Source organism: Desulfobacter vibrioformis DSM 8776 (assembly GCF_000745975.1).
GTDB lineage: Bacteria > Desulfobacterota > Desulfobacteria > Desulfobacterales > Desulfobacteraceae > Desulfobacter > Desulfobacter vibrioformis.
This window is the reverse complement of sequence record NZ_JQKJ01000030.1, coordinates 26802-45139: the sequence shown is the minus strand read 5'-3', so window position 1 is coordinate 45139 and position 18338 is coordinate 26802. Positions and strand designations below refer to the sequence as shown.

17 protein-coding genes are annotated in these 18338 nt (G+C 49.7%); 6 read left to right on the top strand and 11 right to left on the bottom strand.

All coding sequences use genetic code 11. The annotated features are described in order from the left end of the window. A partial coding sequence (locus Q366_RS16115) for a catalase-related domain-containing protein (RefSeq protein WP_035240793.1) occupies positions 1-308 on the top strand: 308 nt, incomplete at its 5' end. A 413-nt stretch (positions 309-721) separates the two neighbouring features. On the opposite strand, the gene Q366_RS16105 is transcribed toward Q366_RS16115, so the two are convergent. The 3 genes from Q366_RS16105 to Q366_RS20470 form a co-directional block, all read right to left on the bottom strand. Then, on the bottom strand, positions 722-1003 hold the full coding sequence (locus Q366_RS16105) for a type II toxin-antitoxin system RelE/ParE family toxin (RefSeq protein WP_035240790.1): 282 nt from the start codon (positions 1001-1003) through the stop codon (positions 722-724). After that, on the bottom strand, positions 1000-1233 hold the full coding sequence (locus Q366_RS16100) for an addiction module protein (protein WP_035240788.1): 234 nt from the start codon (positions 1231-1233) through the stop codon (positions 1000-1002). Before Q366_RS16100 ends, Q366_RS16105 begins: the two co-directional genes overlap by 4 nt. A 392-nt stretch (positions 1234-1625) precedes the next feature. Further along, positions 1626-2456 carry a lytic transglycosylase domain-containing protein gene (locus Q366_RS20470; protein ID WP_051958108.1) on the bottom strand — a complete coding sequence of 277 codons (831 nt, stop codon included), beginning with the start codon at positions 2454-2456 and terminating at the stop codon, positions 1626-1628. Between the two features lie 367 nt (positions 2457-2823). On the opposite strand from Q366_RS20470, the gene Q366_RS16085 reads away from it, so the two are divergent. Continuing rightward, entirely contained in the window at positions 2824-3123 is a 300-nt protein-coding gene (locus Q366_RS16085; protein WP_035240785.1) for a hypothetical protein, read from the top strand. Between the two features lie 10 nt (positions 3124-3133). On the opposite strand, the gene Q366_RS16080 is transcribed toward Q366_RS16085, so the two are convergent. Genes Q366_RS16080 through Q366_RS16045 form a run of 8 tightly spaced genes read right to left on the bottom strand, consistent with a single transcriptional unit; the run spans position 3134 to position 13561 of the window. Beyond that, on the bottom strand, positions 3134-3598 hold the full coding sequence (locus tag Q366_RS16080; protein ID WP_035240783.1) for a methylated-DNA--[protein]-cysteine S-methyltransferase: 465 nt from the start codon (positions 3596-3598) through the stop codon (positions 3134-3136). After that, the gene (locus tag Q366_RS16075; protein ID WP_035240781.1) at positions 3595-5244 is read right to left on the bottom strand and encodes a fatty acid CoA ligase family protein; all 1650 of its coding nucleotides are present in this window, start codon (positions 5242-5244) and stop codon (positions 3595-3597) included. The genes Q366_RS16080 and Q366_RS16075 overlap by 4 nt, the downstream gene beginning before the upstream one ends. Beyond that, positions 5241-5942 (bottom strand): hypothetical protein, encoded by a 702-nt coding sequence (locus Q366_RS16070; RefSeq protein WP_035240779.1) that lies wholly within the window; start codon positions 5940-5942, stop codon positions 5241-5243. Before Q366_RS16070 ends, Q366_RS16075 begins: the two co-directional genes overlap by 4 nt. Positions 5943-5995: 53 nt before the next feature. Continuing rightward, positions 5996-6907, bottom strand: coding sequence for an alpha/beta fold hydrolase (locus tag Q366_RS16065; protein WP_035240777.1), 912 nt, complete (start codon positions 6905-6907; stop codon positions 5996-5998). Continuing rightward, entirely contained in the window at positions 6901-7953 is a 1053-nt protein-coding gene (locus tag Q366_RS16060; RefSeq protein WP_035240775.1) for a 3-oxoacyl-ACP synthase III, read from the bottom strand. The genes Q366_RS16065 and Q366_RS16060 overlap by 7 nt, the downstream gene beginning before the upstream one ends. Continuing rightward, the gene (locus Q366_RS16055) at positions 7953-12194 is read right to left on the bottom strand and encodes a hotdog fold thioesterase (protein WP_035240773.1); all 4242 of its coding nucleotides are present in this window, start codon (positions 12192-12194) and stop codon (positions 7953-7955) included. Before Q366_RS16055 ends, Q366_RS16060 begins: the two co-directional genes overlap by 1 nt. Positions 12195-12250: 56 nt before the next feature. Beyond that, positions 12251-12961 (bottom strand): rhomboid family intramembrane serine protease, encoded by a 711-nt coding sequence (locus tag Q366_RS16050; RefSeq protein ID WP_035240770.1) that lies wholly within the window; start codon positions 12959-12961, stop codon positions 12251-12253. Between the two features lie 27 nt (positions 12962-12988). After that, entirely contained in the window at positions 12989-13561 is a 573-nt protein-coding gene (locus Q366_RS16045) for a hypothetical protein (RefSeq protein WP_035240767.1), read from the bottom strand. A 113-nt stretch (positions 13562-13674) separates the two neighbouring features. On the opposite strand from Q366_RS16045, the gene Q366_RS16040 reads away from it, so the two are divergent. The 4 genes from Q366_RS16040 (at position 13675) to Q366_RS16025 (ending at position 18111) form a co-directional block, all read left to right on the top strand. Next, on the top strand, positions 13675-14418 hold the full coding sequence (locus Q366_RS16040; RefSeq protein ID WP_051958107.1) for an NAD-dependent deacylase: 744 nt from the start codon (positions 13675-13677) through the stop codon (positions 14416-14418). A 64-nt stretch (positions 14419-14482) separates the two neighbouring features. Next, entirely contained in the window at positions 14483-14815 is a 333-nt protein-coding gene (locus Q366_RS16035) for a histidine triad nucleotide-binding protein (protein ID WP_035240766.1), read from the top strand. A 171-nt stretch (positions 14816-14986) separates the two neighbouring features. Next, positions 14987-16732, top strand: coding sequence for an ATP-binding protein (locus Q366_RS16030; RefSeq protein ID WP_035240764.1), 1746 nt, complete (start codon positions 14987-14989; stop codon positions 16730-16732). Positions 16733-16734: 2 nt separating this feature from the next. Beyond that, positions 16735-18111, top strand: a complete 1377-nt coding sequence (locus Q366_RS16025) for a sigma-54-dependent transcriptional regulator (RefSeq protein ID WP_035240762.1) — start codon at positions 16735-16737, stop codon at positions 18109-18111. Positions 18112-18338 lie beyond the last annotated feature (227 nt).

The following is an 18338-nucleotide window of genomic DNA, read 5'->3' as shown; positions in this document are numbered from 1 at the left end:
CAAACAGCTATGGTGAATGGCAAGAACAGCCAGACTTCTCCGAGCCCCCTCTGGCATTGAGCGGTGCGGCAGCTCACTGGAACGCGCGAGAGGACGACAGTGATTACTATACCCAGCCGGGCAAACTATTTCGTTTGATGAGTAAGGAACAACAGGAGGCCCTGTTCGGCAACACCGCCCGTGCAATGGACGATGCTCCGGAGATGATCAAAATCCGTCATATCGGCAACTGCCTGAAAGCCGACCCGGCCTATGGTGAAGGGGTGGCCAAGGCACTGAGCATTTCGTTGGATAAAGTTCCACGATAGATAAACATCAGCGATCAACCGCATCTATTCGGACTGGTAAAAGCTGCACCGACTAACTATGTAGCTTTTACCAGTCAATTTGTGAAGCGGAAAGGGGAATATTCAATCAATACCAGGAAAAGTTGACTGAGCCTTTATGGTATTTAAGAACTCCCAAGCCTTTCTTAAAAGGGCGTTGGCTACTTTTGTTATTGGTGACCTATATCAAAAATGTGGCGGAGCAAATCAAGGGTTTGCGGTGAAGACTACCCTTCGGCCAGGCTCCATTTTCCAGTCGGACAATGCCCCCCAGACTTTTCTTAATCTTCTGTCAGAATTTTTAAAAGGATGTGTTTGTGTTGACCCTGAACAGGTTTGTTGGTAAACAGCGACAATAATGAATAGGGCATTTTTTGTGTGTTGCCTCAAAAAACTTAGGGTCTTTTTTGTGGATCTTGCCGATTATCGAAAACCGAATGAATTATGATTTCAAAATCTTCAATCGTATAAAAAATCGAAAAGGGGAAACGCCGAATCGGGCAGCCTCGAAAATTTGAATACCTTTTTTGATACATCTTTGGATTTTTCGAAATGTTTTTTACAGCAGCTTCAATACAATCCAGAAACTCTGACCCCAGACCTCTTTTTTGCTCTTCGTACCATAAAATTCCCAGGTCGATTTCAGTCAACGCACGGTCAGTATAGCGGGTGATCATTTGAATCCGTACTTTGCCCTTAACTCATCGTGAACTGCTTGGCAGTCATAGGTTTTTAGTTTGCCTGCTTTGTATTCGGCATATCTTTTGTCAAGTTCTTGTTTTTGCCATTCCGGTAACGGTTGCTTTCCAGTCTCTTGAGCGATGGAATCCCATATATCGCCCACCAGTAGCAGTTTTTCAGAAAAATTGAGTTTGTTAATTTCCTGTCTTATTTTTTCCTGACCCATTAATATTTCCCTCTCATTAGAAGAACTTGTTAATTATACCGTTCAAGCGGTTATTTTGGCAACAACACATTTTCCATAGCCACAGAGACCTTTTGCTGAGATCCATAAGAAGAGGCTACAAAGTGATCCAGACCCGTCAATTCAAGGTAAAGACATATTGGTCGGATTCCGCATGGGCTGCATAAAGAAAATGAAAAATGAGCCCCCAAAACCAATCGATGAAGAAACGCCGTACCGACTGGGCTTTCAAAAAATTCTATTACCTCAGGTGCAGCGTCTATGGCATTTTTTCGTTTTAACCAATGCCGTGGCGTTGATCGGGGAATGCCGAGTTTTTCAACAATTTTACGCTGACTGTCAAGCGGATTATTTTCCAGGGGTATGGCTATTTTTCAGGTCAGGGTAATGCCTGTTATTTTTGCGACATAATTTTTAGTCTCCGTCGGCATCTGGCTTTGCCGGGAGTCCAGGTTCCCCATCCCCCAGTTGTAGGCGGCCAGGGCAAGGGGGGTGCTTCCTTCGTACCGGTCCAGCAACTGCTTCAGGTACCGTGTTCCTCCCATTACATTCTCAGTAGGGTTCAAAGGGTCTTTTACCCCAAGTTCCCTTGCGGTATCCGGCATGAGCTGCATCAGGCCCATGGCCCCTTTGGGAGAAACCGCATCGGGATTAAAGCTGCTTTCCGCTTGGATAACCGCCTTGATAAGACCGGAATCCACCCCAAATGTTTCAGCGGCTTTCTGGATGATTCCTTCAATGTCAGGGCTGTCAGCCTGTTTGGCCTCTTGGGTTGTTGCGGTAACAGTTCCATGGGTTTCAATTTCCTGAAAGCCGTTTTCTGACGGTGCCTGTCGGATCTCTGACAGAATTTCCCGACCAACCGCCTGGTTGGAAAGCATCTGTCCAAACCCGTCCATGAAAGGGTCACAAAAAGGCTGATCGTCCCCGTCTTCGGACAGTATCCCCAGAAGGCTTTCATTTATCTGCATCATCATATTCTGGGATAATACCAGGGACATCCCTGCGTCCAGGGAATCTGCGGCCGGGTCCGGTCCTGCTGCCTGGGTGCGGTCTGTCACCTGTTTGAGAAGATCTGAAAAAAATGCTGATCCGCAACTCGCATTGTTTTGCAGCCCTGTTGTTCCCCATGCCTCCCTGGAAACCGGGTTTAACCCGGGGGAGCCCATTAAAGCGTCAAATGTTGTGTCAAATTGGGTCGTCATGATTTTTTCACCTGTAAATTGTTCCGGCCTGATTCGTCATTGAACGCCGGGCGTCTTTCAAACCTGTTACCTCTCGGAGAATAGCAAGAAGCATACCTTTAATCCAGGCAGGGGGGATTAGCCCAGAAATTATGAATTTGACCCGCACACAATTGTGCGGTGCCCACCCTAGCGGCTGGGCTTTCTTTGAATTTTTACAGGCCATACTTGATAACCACAATTAAAAAATTGCTTTTCACCGACACTGGATCAGGCGTACACTCCATATGTTTTTTACCACTATGGAACAAGTTGTAAAAAACATTGGGAGATGCTTTAATGCGCTATCCATAGAGAAACTTAAACCACCTTGATATGGGAGGATATCATGTCCGGATCAGCAGTTGAAAATTTAGGAGAACAACTTAAACAGCTTCTCGGTGAGTCCGTTCCCGTCCAGGCCGTCTATCATATTAATGCAGCCATGGAACTTGCCGGGATGCTTGAAACAAAAGGATTTACGTTTCAATTAAAAGATATGTGCCCCAAAAGCCTGACTGAAACCAACTGGCGTGCGACATTTTCAAAGGAAGGTGAGGCATTTTCAGCCGAAAACCCACAATCAGCCGTGGCCGTGTGCATGGCAGCCGTTGATGCGCTTGGTCCTTTGTCCGGAAATAAAAACTAAAAATGAACTTTCAGGATCTTTCCAGATCCAGAAGGGCCTGCTTGATATCAAGGCCGCCGGCAAATCCGGTTAATTTCCCGTTTTTGCCGATCACACGGTGGCAGGGAATGATGATGGGTATGGGGTTGCACCTGTTGGCAAGGCCCACGGCCCGGAAGGCTTTTGGGTTGTGAATCTGTTCCGCAATCTCACCATAGGTGACCGTGGCCCCGTAAGGAACAGTTAAAAGTGCCTGCCAGACTCGCCTCTGGAAATCCGTTCCCTGGGGCTGCAGATCAAGGTCAAATTGTTTTAACCGGCCTTCAAAATATTGCACCAGCTGGGATACAGCATCGGGAAAGATGGTGTTGTCCTCTACCCAGCCTTTCCCGGGCGCTTTTCCTTCACCTTTGACCGGGAAACGGATCTGTTCAAGCGCTGTGTTGCCGGCCAGCATCAAAGGACCGATCTTTGAATGAATATATCTGTATTTCATTCGATCAATTCCCGGGCCTTGATTGCCAGGTTTTCCCTGAAAATTTTGGAGTTGTGCCGGATATCCACCGGAAATTTATACTCAATAAAAATATATTCAATGTCAGCGGTCAAAGGATTTCTACGGGCCAGGTCAGACAATTCCCGGATAAATTGTTTTTCATCGGATATTTTCTCAAAAGGCTCCACAAACACCACCGGAATCTGGCGGTTTTTAGGGCCGACGCCTGTGAGCGCACTGCGGTAGACCTTTTCATGATTGTTGAATATGGCTTCCACGGGGATGGTGAACAAGGTCTGTTTTCCCGTTTCAACCCGGTGGGCTTTTCTGCCGCAGAACCAGATCCTGCCCTTTGAATCCTTCCAGCCCAGATCCCCCATCCTGTGCCATGCTGTGCCGTCCGGGTCCGGTATTTTTGCCATGAGATCAGCATTGGAATTATTAAAATAATGCTCGGTAACAAGATCTGCTTTTACCGTTATTTCTCCCACCTGACCTTCAGGCACCTCCAGGTTATCCCGGATCTGGGTGATGGGCTCGTCACAAATCTTGATCAATTTTATTTTTGTATCTGCAATGGGCCGGCCCACGCACATGCCAAATCCCTGTTCCGAGAGTTTTCTGGTTTCCGACAAAATCTCATGGGAACCGATGGATATGATGGGAACCGCTTCCGTGGCCCCGTACGGGGTATGGATCTGGGTATCATTGGACAGCATGGATGAAAACTGTTCAATATTGGCCGGACTGACAGGGGCGCCTGCAGACACCACACGGCGCAGGGACGGCAGTTTGATCCCGTTTTCCTGACCGTATTTTCCTACCCGCTTCAAAAGGGCCGGGGAGGCAAACATATTGGTCACACCATGGTTCTCAATGGCCTCGATAATTTTTACGGGGTCCACCAGGGCAGGTTTTGTGGGATCCATATCCGGGATCACTGCGGTCATGCCCAGGGCAGGATCAAACAAAGCAAACAAAGGAAAGGTGGGCAGGTCTATCTCATCAGGCGCAATTTTAAAATGTGACCGGATCTGACGGATCTGGGCTTCAAAATTTCCATGGGTGTATATCACGCCCTTGGCAGGCCCTGTGGAGCCCGTGGTAAATACAATGGCAGCTGTCTCGCTCTCCGTGGTCTGGGCCGGTTTGAAAGGAGCGGCCGGGAATTTGTTCATCAGCTGGTTCAAGGTGTACCCGCCCCAGAACCATTTTCTGCCCACAGTCACCCATCGTTTCACTGTTTTAAAAAATCCGGGACGCAAGGTTCGAAGCACATGGGCCTTTTCAATGCCGATAAAGGCCTTGGGCCGGCTTTGGGCAAGGCATTGCAGCATCCGGCCAATCCCCATGCCAGGATCCACCACCACGGGCACCGCCCCGACCTTAAACATGGCAAACACCGTAAGAAAAAATTCCATGCCCGGGGGTACCATTAAAATGGTGCGGGTTCCCCGGCCAATGCCGATGCTGGTAAGCCCGGCTGCAAGGCTGTCGGACTGCTGGTCAAGCTGGCGAAAGGTCATCTGGCTGTAAAGAACCCGCCCGGCATTATCCCGTGAGGCAGGGTAGACCACGGCCTGTTTGAACGGATAGATTTGTGCGGATTGTTTCAGGCTTTGGGCAATATTTGTATGGCGTGTCATAAAAACATCTTTTTTATTTTATACAAGGTTCCCTTGACCAGGCCTTCGGGGGCCTTGGGCATGGCTTTCTTTAGCGGGGCTGTCTGTTCCTGGGCTTTTCCCAGGGCTTCCTTGGCAGTCCGGAGCATCTCTTCTGCAGTCTGATCAATCTTTTCCTGGCCTGCAGTCGGGTTGACCTGGAACAGCACAAAGGTTTCTTTAATGGGTTTTTCCAATTTTTCAAAGGATTTTTTTAAAGACTGCATTTCCTTATCCCATACCTTTTTCTGGCCGTCGGCAATCCTCTCCTGGTCCGGGTACTTGGTTCCCACAGCATCAATGCGGGCAATTTCAGCCTCAAACAAATCCATTTCCCCATCATAGGCCACCAGGGCATCGTAAAGTTCAGGCATGCGGGCAAAACAAAAGGCGAGCATCTCCTGGGGCAACGTGACATGGGAAAGGGTGACGGGAAGGTAAACCCGGCTGTCTTTGGTACCGGAACCTGAAAAAAATTTGGTGTATGCAAAAAATCCGCCCCCGCCAAGGATACCCGGAATGAGCAGAAGAATAATCAGCTTTTTGAACAAAGATTTCTTCTTGGGGACGGCTTTATCCGATTCGGTGTCGTCGTCTCCCTTGTCCTGGACCTGAACCGGTTTTACCTGGGCGGCCGGTTCCTTGGGTTCATCCTTTTTTTTTTTTGTAAATAGTCCCATAACACCCCTATTTATCTGTAATGGACCTGAAAGTCAAAATCCAAAAGAAAATGTCAGGACAGAAATTTTTGAATCAGTTCAAGGGTGGGACCGGGCTTATCTTCGAACAGATAATGGCCGGCATCCTCAAATACATGGGCAGGGGTCCGGGGAAATCTGTTTTTAAATTCCTCAAGAAAATGAATGTCAAAAACAAAATCCCGGGTTCCCCATAAAAACATGAGCTGGGCCGGGTCAAGAGCAGAAAGGTTTTGATCCACCTTCTGAACCCTGACATAACTTCTGTCTTTTGCTGTAACCGGTATATCCTGGACAAATTTTAAGGTGGCAATGCGATTTGCCCAACTGTTGTATGGGGCAACAAGACCCTTTTTCACAGATTGGGGCAGCCGGGTTTTCGGGGCAAGATACAGGGCCCCCCGGGCAAATATGTTGGCACCTAAAACAGCAGGCACGGCAAAGGGTGCAAGATATTTAACAGCCCACAGCGCTGCCGGAAAGCGTTTGGATGCCGGCAGAAGAAAGCCCGAGGTGTTGGTGATTACAATTTTATCCACACGATCCAGGTTGTCCAGGGCCCAGGCAAGCCCGATCATCCCGCCCCAGTCATGCACGATCAACGACATTTTTTCATTAATATCCAGTCGGCGGATAAGGGCATCCAGGTCTGCCACCCGTTGATCCAGGGTGTAATCATAGTCTTTTGCCGACGGCTTGTCTGAAAAACCGCACCCGATGTGATCCAATGCAATTGTCCTGAAACCATGGGACAGGCCTGTGATCAGATGACGAAAATAAAAGGACCAGGTGGGGTTGCCGTGTACCATGAGCACAGGCGCGCCTTTGCCCTGATCCACATAATGCATTTGGTTCCCGTTGATCCGGGCATAATGGGATTCAAAGGGATAAAGGTTTTCAAAACCTCTGGTGGAAGTCATCTGCCCGTTTATTATTCTTGTTACCATTCCACCCCCAGAAAATAGCAGTTAAGTCCGGAACCCACCCCTAGAAAGGCCACAAAATCGCCGGGAACAAGAAATCCGCGTTCGTCGGCAATGGCTGCGGAAATGGGCAGGGACACAGATCCCACATTGCCCAGAAAAGGAAAGGTGATAAAATCCTTTTTCCGGTCAATTTTCATGGCAGAGTAAAATTTATGGTGATGTCCCTCCCCCACCTGGTGGGCAACAAATTTATCCGGCTTATCCGGGGGAAGATTGAGCTCTGTGCGGAATAACTTATAGGTTTCCATGGCCAGCTCTGTGCCGTGGTCAAGCACTTTCTGGGCATTGGTGCGCATGATCACCCTTGAATCCGTGGGCATGCCCTGATGTTCAAATCCCCAGTAACAAAGGTCCCAGTGACGGATGGAATTGTTCACCACCCCGCCTTTGACGGCATGGCGCGGGGTTTGGGGCCTGCCCAGGGTCCCGTCGGTGAGCAGAATGGCTGCGGACCCGGAGCCGCCGGTCATGGTGGCTACAGCCTGTCTGTAAAATTCAATGCTCTTGTGGGTGTTGATCTCTTCAATGGTGGCGTCCACAATCTGCCGGGCTGACTCGCAGGAGACCACAAGTCCGGCCTTAATATGCCCGAGCTGAATCTCATTGGCCACATGAACCATGCCTGTGATCATGCCAAGACAGGCGGATTTCACATCATATACATGGGCCCTTGGCCCCACCCCGATCGTGTCTGCCACGGCACAGGATGTGGCCGGTTCAAACCCGTCCTGGCACACCCCGCAAAAACACAGGGCACCCAGCTCCTTGGGACTGATGCCTGCTTCGTCCAGGGCCCGCTGGCCTGCCACGGCCGCATGCTCAGCCAGGGTGTGGTCTTCATCCCAGTACCGGCGTTCCCGGATCCCGGTCAATGCCTCAAGCTGGCCCGGCACAAATCCCACAGTCTCAAAAAAAGGGGATAGTCTTTCATCAATTTCCCGGCTGGTCACGATGTGGGGTGCCAGCTCATATCCAAAGGATTCAATAAACACCTTGTCGTACTTCATTATCTTCTCCAGTATGCCTCAAGATCCTGGCGGGTCACCCCTTCCAGTTTCATTCCCATATCCTTGTAGAACACAATCTCAAGGTCATCGGAAAACATATGGGCATCCGCCGTCACAAAAGGTTGGGGTTCATACCCGATTGTTTTTATTTCAATGTCGTAAAGGGCTTTTTTCGTAGCCCGGGTCACAGGTCCCCGGCACTTCAGATCACTTTCGTTTTTCTCCAGCACATCATAGCAGATGCCGTCATGGGGCAGAACCCAGCCCATGCGCTGGACAAAGACCCGCAGGGTATGGGCACAGCATTCATACATCAGGGTGCCCGGCATCACCATGTCATCAATAAAATGGCAGGTCAGAAACCAGTCATCGGGATGGATATCTGCCTGGGCAATGATCCGGCCCATGCCGAACCGCCCGCCGGCTGGGTCCAGGTCAAGAACCCGGTGGATCAGCCCCATGGGCCCGCCGGGCAGCCATTGATTTCTTCCGGTGCGCTTTCCTTTAAAATCTGCTCCAAACGCGGTTTCAAGATCCCCTGTGCGAAGGGCATCCACCTGTTCATCATTCAGGCCCAGCCGTTTCACCGGGGCAAACCAGGCCGGCGGCGGTCCCTGGACAGCCATGTCCTTATCTTCTTTTTTCAGGATAATGCCCCCGGAATTTTCCACCTCCTGTTCGGTGAAAAACCCTGCGCACCCATCGCGCATGGAGATAAAGGGCAGCTGATTAATATATCCCTGGTAATGGAAAAAGAAAAGATAGATCTCCCCCTGCCTTAAAAACCGGTCTATCTCAATGTGGTATTCAATGGTTTCACCCGGCACGGGCAGGCTGCGGTGGAAGGTCACCCTGGCGTCAAGCAGCCGGTATTTGCGTTTTCCTTTGACCACATGGTCAATGCCCAGCCAGGAGCAAAGGAAAAGATCGGCCTGGCCCGCTTCAATAGAGATGGAGACCGGGGCTTTGCCGCCGTCCAGGTACCAGGCATTATCATGCACATCATGCTGGGTGACCACTTTCCCGGAAGTCAGGGACAGTTTTTCCCCGTGCACGGATACAATCCGGTCCACCAGCATCAACGGTTCAGCCGGCAACCGTACCCGGACCGGGTAGGTGTCAATAATATCGAAATCAGGCCCCAGCACGTTTCCGGCTTTTCCCACGGCAAATTCAAGGCATTGGTCCCGGTCCATGAATGGTTCGGGCTTCTGTGCAATATCCCGGGGCAAACAGACCGGTTCCGGACCGGTTGACCCATGCCACCCCTTTGGCACTGCGCCGGCAATGGCGGCAAGCTGTTCGGCCATGGCCCGGGTGTTTTGGGCGGATAATTCCAGGAAACGTTCGTGGGCCCTGGCCGTCACTTCCTGGGTATGGGCCAGCAGTCCCGGGAGCGTGTCACAGGGAAAGGCAAGTGGCGTATTGGGTGGTTCGGGACAACGATCAAAAAAATTTTCCTGCGGGAATGGTTCAAACGCTTCTTTGGCAATCAAAGCCCGGGGAAACGGCGGGCGGGTCAGAGGAATCCGGATGCAGGTGGATGACTGCCCGCTTTTCTCCGGGGCGGGCGCAACTTTTGGAAACGCCCCGCCCTGCCCTGAATGATGAAAGCCTGACAATACAACATGTCCTGCAATGCCATCCCGGGTCAGGCATCCTGCCACAGCGGTTTTGGGGGCGCCGGGATAATTGTGCAACGGCCCTGGAAACCTTTGGGCGTAAAGGCACAATGCCGCGGCTGTAACGGTAAAAAGGCCTGCGGCAGCCCCGGTATGACCGGATAAAGCAGATGGGCAGAAAACCGGCAACGCATTGGGTTCAAACCCAGACACCTCCCCTGCCCCCAGAAAGTGAGACCCGCTGTGCGTCACTGCGCCAAGCCCGATATCATTTAAATCCATACCCGCGTGATCCAGGGCCTTTTGTAAAGAAGTCCGGACAACTGTTGACCGCGAGGCTTGTGCCTGATCACCGGTTTCCCCGGCAAGGGCCGCACCGCCGGCACGTCCCACGCCATTGACCACGGCATAAATCCGGTCATTGTCCCGCTGGGCTGCATCCAGGGGTTTGAGCACCAGGGCCACAGCCCCTTCCGAAGGCAGGGCCATGGGGTCCGCACCGGTCAGGACCAGGTCCCGGGTAAAGCTTCTGATGTCAGCGGCAAGATCCACGGCTGCACATAAGAAGGTGTCGGTCTCCCCTGCGGACAGGGATTTAACGGCAATATCAATGGCTGTCAGCCCCGACGCTTCGTCCGCAGACAGGGTAAAGCAGGGGCCGCCCAGTTTAAATGCCCGGGCCAGGCGGGACGCCACAATACCGCCCAAAGCCCCCAGTGTTGAATCAAAATTTAATGACGGCCCGATGGTATCCAGCAAGTCTTCAGGGACATTGCTTCCCTGGCCTTGCCCCTGAATCTGGACCTGCCACCTTAAATGATAGTCCGTGGCCCCGAAATCAAATTCAATGCCCACGGCACACCCCATGTTTACCCGGGGCGAGTGCGACTCATCCGGTTTCAAGGAGATACCGGCATCTGCCATGGCTGCCATGGCTGCTTTTAGCATAATCAGATGCTGGGGCAGAATTTGGTTCATCTGGTTGGGGGGGATATTAAAATCTTTGAGATCAATATTCAAATCATCCATGAACAGAGTTAAAGCGCCGCAGATATCAGGGGGAAGATGGTCAAACCTGCGCCACCGGGTTTCTCCGGAGCGGCCCACAATTGTTTTCTCCCCGGAAATGAGATGGGAAAAATCCCCAAGGCAGTCAGCGCCACCCGATATCAGGCCCATACCCACAATGGCGCAGGGCACACTTTTTTCGGCCGGGACCGGCGCAACACCCTTGGCATGGCTGCGTGATCCGGCCGTAAAAGACTCCACAAGGATCTGGGCATTGATGCCGCCAAACCCAAAGGCAGATACCGCTGCCCGCAAAGGCTGGCCCTCGCCGGCAGATACCCAGGCACAAGGCTGATCCTGGACCCTGACACCCGTGCCATTTAACGGGGAGTCGTCGGGCAGGGCATTGAAATTGTTTGATGGGGGCAGCAGGCCCTGGTTCATGGCCATGACCGTTTTGATGAATCCGGCAGCACCCGCACCGGTCAGCAGATGGCCGATGTTGGACTTCACCGAACCCATGGACAGGGCCGTGTCCATGCACTGGTATGTTTCAAGCATCTTCATGATACTCTGGACTTCCACCTGGTCCCCCTTGGGGGTTCCGGAACCGTGGCACTCCATGTACTGGATGTCACCAAAGGACCAGCCAGCCATGCCAAAGGCACTGGACATGGCCCTAACCTGGCCTTCACTGGCCGGGGCCACAAGGTTGCCTTCAATATCGTTGCTCACCCCCCATCCTTTGATCACGGCGTGGATGGTGTCTCCGCAGGCCAGGGCATGGTCCAGGCGTTTGAGCAGAACCAGGCCGGCGCCCTCCCCCACCACCAGGCCATCGGCATCCCGGTCAAAGGGGGCGCACCGGCCCGTGGGTGACAGGGCCTGGAGCTGGGTAAATCCCACCTGGGTGTAAAGGGACTGGGGCCGGGATACCCCGCCGGCCACCATGGCATCCACCCGTCCTGAGAGCAGTTGTTCGCAGGCAAGCTTTATGGAGAACAGGGAAGAGGCACAGGCGGCATCCAGGGTGAAACTGCCGCCGGTCAATCCCAATACCCTTGCCAGAATCGATGCAGGTGCCGACAGCATGCCGGCACCCCAGGCCTGTTGCCAGGAGGGCATGTCAGGATTTGGAGACAAAAAAAGATCCCGGGTCAGCCGGGATGCCCCCGGCGTGGGCAGGGCAATGGCAGCAAGCACAACCCCTGTGCGCTCCCGGTTTTCTTTGGAAAGCCGGGCATTGGCCATAAGCTCAAGGCCGGCGGCAAGGGCCAAATGATGCACCGGGTCCAGGGCGTGGAAAAAATCACGATCCAGACCATGCCCGGCCATGTCCCCACCGGAAAAGTCAACATTGGACGGATTGAATACGGATTGGGAAATAAGCCCGGCAAACCGGCTGCGGGCCCGGTCCGGCAACGGGGTTCCGGCGCGGTTGTCCACCATGATGTCAGGCAGCCCCCCCCACCGGTCCCGGGGGACCGGGATCACACTGGATTTTTTCGCCATGACATTGGCAATGAACTGCCGGGTATCACAGGCCCCGGGAAAAATACCGGACATGCCGACCACGGCTATATCTGCGCGTTTCAAAATCATGGAGCCCATATAGTTGACCCGGGAAAAGATTGCAAGACAGCTTTGTAAAATTTGTGTAAAAAGCCCTATTTCAGCATCAGTTCCATACCGTTGAAAACCGAACGAAACAGAAGAAAACAGGTAAACACGGACAGCCCTGCGCAAACCAGAATATCGATTTTTCCTGATGTGCGGCGCTCCTCATACCCGAGGAGAAATGCCAGGATAAAGCCTGCGGCAAACCCGCCGCCATGGCCCCAGTTGTTGATGTTGGGCAGGATCAGTCCAATAATCACCAGGCTTAAAATCCAGGACTTGGTCTGATCAAAAACCATCTTTCCCCAGATACCGCCCCGGGACCAGCCAAAATAAAGCAAGGCGCCGATCAGTCCGCAAAGGCCGGCAGAGGCCCCGATGGTCAAAGGCACACCGCCCAGGCAGGAGAGAAAAAAACCGCCGGCACCGGAAAGGATATAGATGGACAGCATCCGGTAAAGCCCGAATTCCTTTGCCGTAAGCGGAGCAAGGGTGTGAAGCGCCATCATGTTGAAAAGAATGTGCAACAGGCTGCCGTGCAGCCAGTTTGCGGTGAAAATGCTGTACCAGTCATGAAAATAGGCCAGGGGAACGGTCCCGGAGGCACCAAGGAAAACCAGGGCATCACTGGACGGTGCCAGGGCGTTTAAGGGATTCAGGGTAAAATGAAGCCCTTGGGAGAACAGCAGGGACACGGCATACATGATCACGTTGATCCAGATCATCGCCTGGATCGTAAATTTTATCCGCTTATCTGTCATAGCAAAAAAAGTGTCTGTTTTGGGGGATCAGTGAATGGTGATATCCTTTATCTTCACGGCAGCCAGATACTCTTTGACCGCCCCCAGGGTCAGGGCAAACATCTTGGTTCCGGCAAGGATAACCACGGGGTCATCCGGGGCCCCGCAGGCATTGGCAAACACAGGCCCCATGACATCGGTGGGATCGGTTTTTTCGGCCTGGTGTTCCTGCATCTGCTGCACAAAGGTATCCAGGCGCTCCTTGAGTATGGCAAAATAATCAATGCGATTGCCTGTGGTGGTTTCCGTCAGGGTTGACACATTATTGGCAATCTGGCGGATCTGTTCCCAGAATGTCTGGGTCAAAGGGGCTTTGTTCATATCTGTTGCCGGCATGAAAAAGGCAAGCCCCCACCCCACACTCAGGATTTTAAGAATGGCCAGTTCATATTCCAGACGGGTCAGGTCAGTGGGGTGTCCTTCGGGGATTGAACCTAAAAGCGATTTAATGTCAGCCCTGTCAATGGCAAAGGCTGAAAGATTTTCAGCCACCTGGTCCACGGTAAGGGTTCCTGCCGGGTGATTCTGCCTTGTAAAAGATCGTCCGCTGTCTGCATTCATCTGTGTTTTGATTTACCTTTACGCCATATCAAAATTTAGTTATCTTTAACCGTTAAAAAAATAAAATAACAATCCCCGGGTAAAGTGTAAACCCCAGAAGGGAATGATATGTCATGAATATTTATCAAGAAGCGGCCAAACACATCATTGATTCCCGCTACTGTGTGGCCTTTACCGGTGCCGGCATTTCCGTTGAAAGCGGCATCCCGCCGTTCAGGGGCAGAAACGGGCTGTGGAATAAATATGATCCCAGATCCTTTGAAATTGATTATTTTCTCCAGAACTCGGCCAGGTCCTGGGAGATCATCAGGGATATTTTTTATGACCTGTTCGGCCAGGTACACCCCAATACCGCCCACTATGCCCTGGCTGAGATGGAGAAGCGGGGCCTGTTAAAATCGGTCATCACCCAGAATATTGACAATCTGCACAAGGATGCCGGCAACAAAGAAGTTTACGAATTTCACGGGTCATTAAAAGAGATTATCTGCCTTGGCTGCGAACAAAAAGTCAATGTGGCCCAGGTGGACATGAATCGTCTGCCCCCCACCTGCCTCATGTGCGGTGGCCTGATGAAGCCGGATGTGGTATTTTTCGGGGAAGCCATTCCCAAGCATGCGGCTTCCAGGTCCATTGATGCGGCCCAGAAAGCGGACTGCATGATACTCATCGGCACCACAGGCACGGTGGCCCCGGCAAATATGATTCCCTCCCGGGCCAAGGCCGGTGGCACGACCATTATAGAGATCAACCCGGACCCGTCGGAATATACCAACCGGATAACGGATATATTCATCCGGGACAACGCCACAAAGGCCATGGAACATCTCATGGACGCCATTAATGAACTTAATTGATAAACTTGATTGATGAATTTGATTGATGCCTGTTTGAATTAAAATATAGAATGTGGAGAAAAACATGCCTGACAACTGTCTGTTCTGTAAAATTGCAGCCCATGAACTTCCCAGCGACATGCTGTACGAAGACAATGATTATGTGGTGTTCAGGGATATCCACCCCAAGGCCCCTGTCCACCTGCTGGTCGTACCCAAAACCCATATCCGCAGCGTCAACGACATTGAACCTGGGCACACCGGACTTGTGGGGAGGCTTTTCACCCTGGCCGCAAAGATGGCCCAAAAAGAGGGGATAAACAAATCCGGATACAAACTGCTCTTTAATGTGGAAAAAGGCGGGGGGCAGGAAATTTTCCACCTGCATCTTCATCTGTTTGGCGGCTGGGAAAAATGAGCAGGTTTTTCTGATCGGACAAATCAAAATCCGGGCTTGATCATAACGTGGGCCACCTTGTGGTGTAATTTCAGCATTTAAAAATAAACATTGTCATTACAGAAAGTTGAAATAGACCGGGATCTATCTCCCATATCGTGGCCCATTTTATGATCACCCCCCCCAAAATTTATGAATAAATTTAAAATCACAACGGAAATTCCACCTCTGATACTCATTGGAACAATCATTGTTCTTTTTCCAATTTTTGCCTTTATGACGATGGATAGGATCAACAAGCAGAAAACGCAGAGTATTCGGCTGCTGTTTGAAAAAAGCACTGCGTTAATCAGAGCATTTGAGGCAGGAACGTACACTGGAATGATGAATATGCAATGGTCCACTGTCGCAATGGAGAACTTGTTGTCAGAAACAGCAACCCTGCCTGATATTTTATACCTGTTTATTGTCAATCAAGAAGGGAAAATACTGGTCCACAGCCAGAAAGAAAAAATCGGAGGCCGCTATGGTCAGGATCTGGATCTTAAAGCCGTAATTGATGAAAATAAAACCGGATGGCGTATTATTGAAGATCAAAAAAAACATAACGTGTTTGAAGTGCATAAAAAATTTTCTCCGATAAATACCGGCAGATCAAAAGGTTCAAATCCAATGATGCCAATGCATATAAGAATTCATGGTAATACGTTCAAAGGAATTGATTCATATGAGGATACCATAATATTTGTCGGTCTTGATATGGCGTTGATTTCAAATGCGGATCGGAATGATACCCAGCATGCCATAATGATGGGCGTTATCTTGGCATTGATCGGGTTTACCGGATTTTTATTGGTATTTATAGTGCAACGATATGGCCAGACCAGATCAACGCTTTCGCGTATACAGATTTTTTCTGACAACCTTGTGGAAAATATGCCGATAGGGTTGGTTGCCGCCGACAATAACAACCAAATTATTTCAATCAATCCTGCCGCATTCACGATTTTGAATATCCCAACGGATATGAATACACAGCGTATTGGGGCATTGCTTCCCAATGAAGCAAGAAACTTGTTGGATACGGTCCCTGGTAAAAAAAATTTGATTGAAAAAGAAATCAGGCTTAAAAAAGACGGTAAACCGGAAATCACGCTGGACGCAATTGCCAGTCCGTTATTTGACAAAGAAGGACAATCGCTGGGTACGCTGTTGATCCTGAGGGACAAAACAGAACTTCATCGGCTTAGAACTGAAATGGAGCAAAATAAGCGGCTGGCTGCAATCGGTCGGCTGGCCGCTGGTGTAGCCCATGAAATAAGGAATCCATTAAGTTCATTAAAGGGATATGCTACCTTTTTTAAAGAAATTTTTGATCGTAACTCCGAAAATTTCACAATAGCCGATACAATGACCAAAGAGGTAGACAGGCTTAATCGCGTCGTTGGCGAACTCGTCGAGATTGCCAAACCCATTGCCGTTTCAGGAATCCCTGTTGATTTGGAGGCGCTTATTTCAGAGTGCCTGCAGTTGATTGCATATGAACCTGATGCGGAACACATTGAAATAAAAACAGATATCGAACCAGGTCTGCCTCAGATCCATGCAGATGAAGACCGGCTGAAACAGGTGTTGTTGAACCTTTGTCTCAATGCGCTGCAGGCAATGGAACACTCAGGTGTATTGACTTTAAAAATGTATAATGATGATTCTGATAAAAACATTATTATTGAAGTATCTGATACGGGATGCGGAATAAACCAGGAAGATCTTTCTGATATATTTGAACCTTATTTTACGACAAAATTATCCGGTACAGGCCTTGGGCTGGCCATCGTACAGAATATCGTAAAAGCGCATAAAGGGCGGATAGAGGCCCTGAGCAATCCGGGGCAAGGTACTGTATTTAGAATCTTTCTACCTAAAAGGATATCCTGAGTATGATGAAAAATAAAAGTACAATTTTGGTTGTTGATGATGATCGGACACATCGGGATATGCTCAAGACGTTATTGACAAAATGGGGATATTTAATTGAGGAGGCAGATGACGGACAAGTTGCTATCGATCTGGTCGAAACAAAACCCTACGATCTTATTCTTATGGATATTAAAATGATAAAAATATCCGGACTGGTTGCCTTGGCTGAAATAAAGAAAATCAATCCAGCCATACCTGTAATCATCATGACGGCTTTTTCTTCTGTTCAGACAGCGGTTGATGCGTTGAAAAAAGGAGCTTACGACTATCTGACCAAGCCGTTTGATTTTGATAAACTGAAACTGACGATTCAACGTTCTCTTGAACACACCCAACTGAAAAAAGAAAATATACAGCTGAGGGAAAGCCTTGGAAAAAATTTTGACTGCACAAATATAATCGGTAAGCATGCGTCCATGCAAAAACTGATTCAAACCGTCTCCCAGGTGGCCCAGACCGATGCGACTGTATTAATAAATGGCGAATCAGGCACTGGAAAGGAACTGATTGCCGGGGCAATCCATTACAACAGTCATCGAAAGGAAGGGCCTTTTATCAAAATCAATTGTGCGGCCATTACTGAGACACTATTGGAATCAGAGTTGTTCGGCCATGAAAAAGGCGCTTTTACAGGTGCGACCCGGCGTAAAGAGGGTAAGTTTCAACTGGCAAACAACGGGAGCCTTTTTTTAGATGAAATCAGTGAAACCTCTATGTCCATGCAGGTAAAACTGCTTCGGGCACTGCAGGAAAGAGAAATTACGCCGGTGGGCGGAGAAAAGCCAATCCAGATTGACACAAGGATAATTGCAGCGACCAACAAGAATCTTGTTAATTTGATTGCCAGTGATGATTTCAGAGAGGATTTGTATTACCGCTTGAATGTCATCAATCTCAGGGTTCCCCCCTTAAGGGAAAGAACAGGTGACATACAGCTTCTTGCACAACATTTTTTAAAAATTTATTGCAAAAAAAATAACCGGTCAATTAAAGGATTCACACCGGACGGAATAGGTAAGTTGACGTATCACAACTGGCCTGGAAATGTCCGGGAGCTAATGAATACGATCGAAAGAAGTGTTATCCTTTCAACACAGGATTATCTGGGGGATGATGAAATCCAAATCGAAGACAAAAACCTTGGTGCCTTAAGCACGGCAGATAAAGGGCGTGATATGATCGAATTAGGAAATAAGCCTCTGCAGGAGATCGAAAAAATCGCTATATTAAAAATGCTGGATAAAACTGAAAATAATAAGAGCGAAACAGCCAGGCGTTTAGGTATAGCCAGAAGGACTCTTCACCTTAAACTCAAAGAATACGGCGTCATGGATTAATTGAGAGATCGTGATTGAGACCCTTGACACCATCCGGCAAAGAATATTCTTGAATACAGGTCCAGACTCGGATGGATAGATTTTATCCAAATCAGTGACTAAAAATTATCCACTCGTTTTCAATCAAATAAAAACCATTAAGCAGAATACTCAATTATATCTTCTAGTTCAGATGCTTGAATGAAAAAAGGTAAGATGGTACGTGTCTTGCTGTTTATCTTATCAAA

Coding starts and splice junctions, on each gene's coding strand:
- Q366_RS16105 (WP_035240790.1), bottom strand. CDS start 1,003: ATGATCACCCGCTATACTGACCGTGCGTTGACTGAAATCGACCTGGGA.
- Q366_RS16100 (WP_035240788.1), bottom strand. CDS start 1,233: ATGGGTCAGGAAAAAATAAGACAGGAAATTAACAAACTCAATTTTTCT.
- Q366_RS20470 (WP_051958108.1), bottom strand. CDS start 2,456: ATGACGACCCAATTTGACACAACATTTGACGCTTTAATGGGCTCCCCC.
- Q366_RS16085 (WP_035240785.1), top strand. CDS start 2,824: ATGTCCGGATCAGCAGTTGAAAATTTAGGAGAACAACTTAAACAGCTT.
- Q366_RS16080 (WP_035240783.1), bottom strand. CDS start 3,598: ATGAAATACAGATATATTCATTCAAAGATCGGTCCTTTGATGCTGGCC.
- Q366_RS16075 (WP_035240781.1), bottom strand. CDS start 5,244: ATGACACGCCATACAAATATTGCCCAAAGCCTGAAACAATCCGCACAA.
- Q366_RS16070 (WP_035240779.1), bottom strand. CDS start 5,942: ATGGGACTATTTACAAAAAAAAAAAAGGATGAACCCAAGGAACCGGCC.
- Q366_RS16065 (WP_035240777.1), bottom strand. CDS start 6,907: ATGGTAACAAGAATAATAAACGGGCAGATGACTTCCACCAGAGGTTTT.
- Q366_RS16060 (WP_035240775.1), bottom strand. CDS start 7,953: ATGAAGTACGACAAGGTGTTTATTGAATCCTTTGGATATGAGCTGGCA.
- Q366_RS16055 (WP_035240773.1), bottom strand. CDS start 12,194: ATGGGCTCCATGATTTTGAAACGCGCAGATATAGCCGTGGTCGGCATG.
- Q366_RS16050 (WP_035240770.1), bottom strand. CDS start 12,961: ATGACAGATAAGCGGATAAAATTTACGATCCAGGCGATGATCTGGATC.
- Q366_RS16045 (WP_035240767.1), bottom strand. CDS start 13,561: ATGAATGCAGACAGCGGACGATCTTTTACAAGGCAGAATCACCCGGCA.
- Q366_RS16040 (WP_051958107.1), top strand. CDS start 13,675: ATGAATATTTATCAAGAAGCGGCCAAACACATCATTGATTCCCGCTAC.
- Q366_RS16035 (WP_035240766.1), top strand. CDS start 14,483: ATGCCTGACAACTGTCTGTTCTGTAAAATTGCAGCCCATGAACTTCCC.
- Q366_RS16030 (WP_035240764.1), top strand. CDS start 14,987: ATGAATAAATTTAAAATCACAACGGAAATTCCACCTCTGATACTCATT.
- Q366_RS16025 (WP_035240762.1), top strand. CDS start 16,735: ATGATGAAAAATAAAAGTACAATTTTGGTTGTTGATGATGATCGGACA.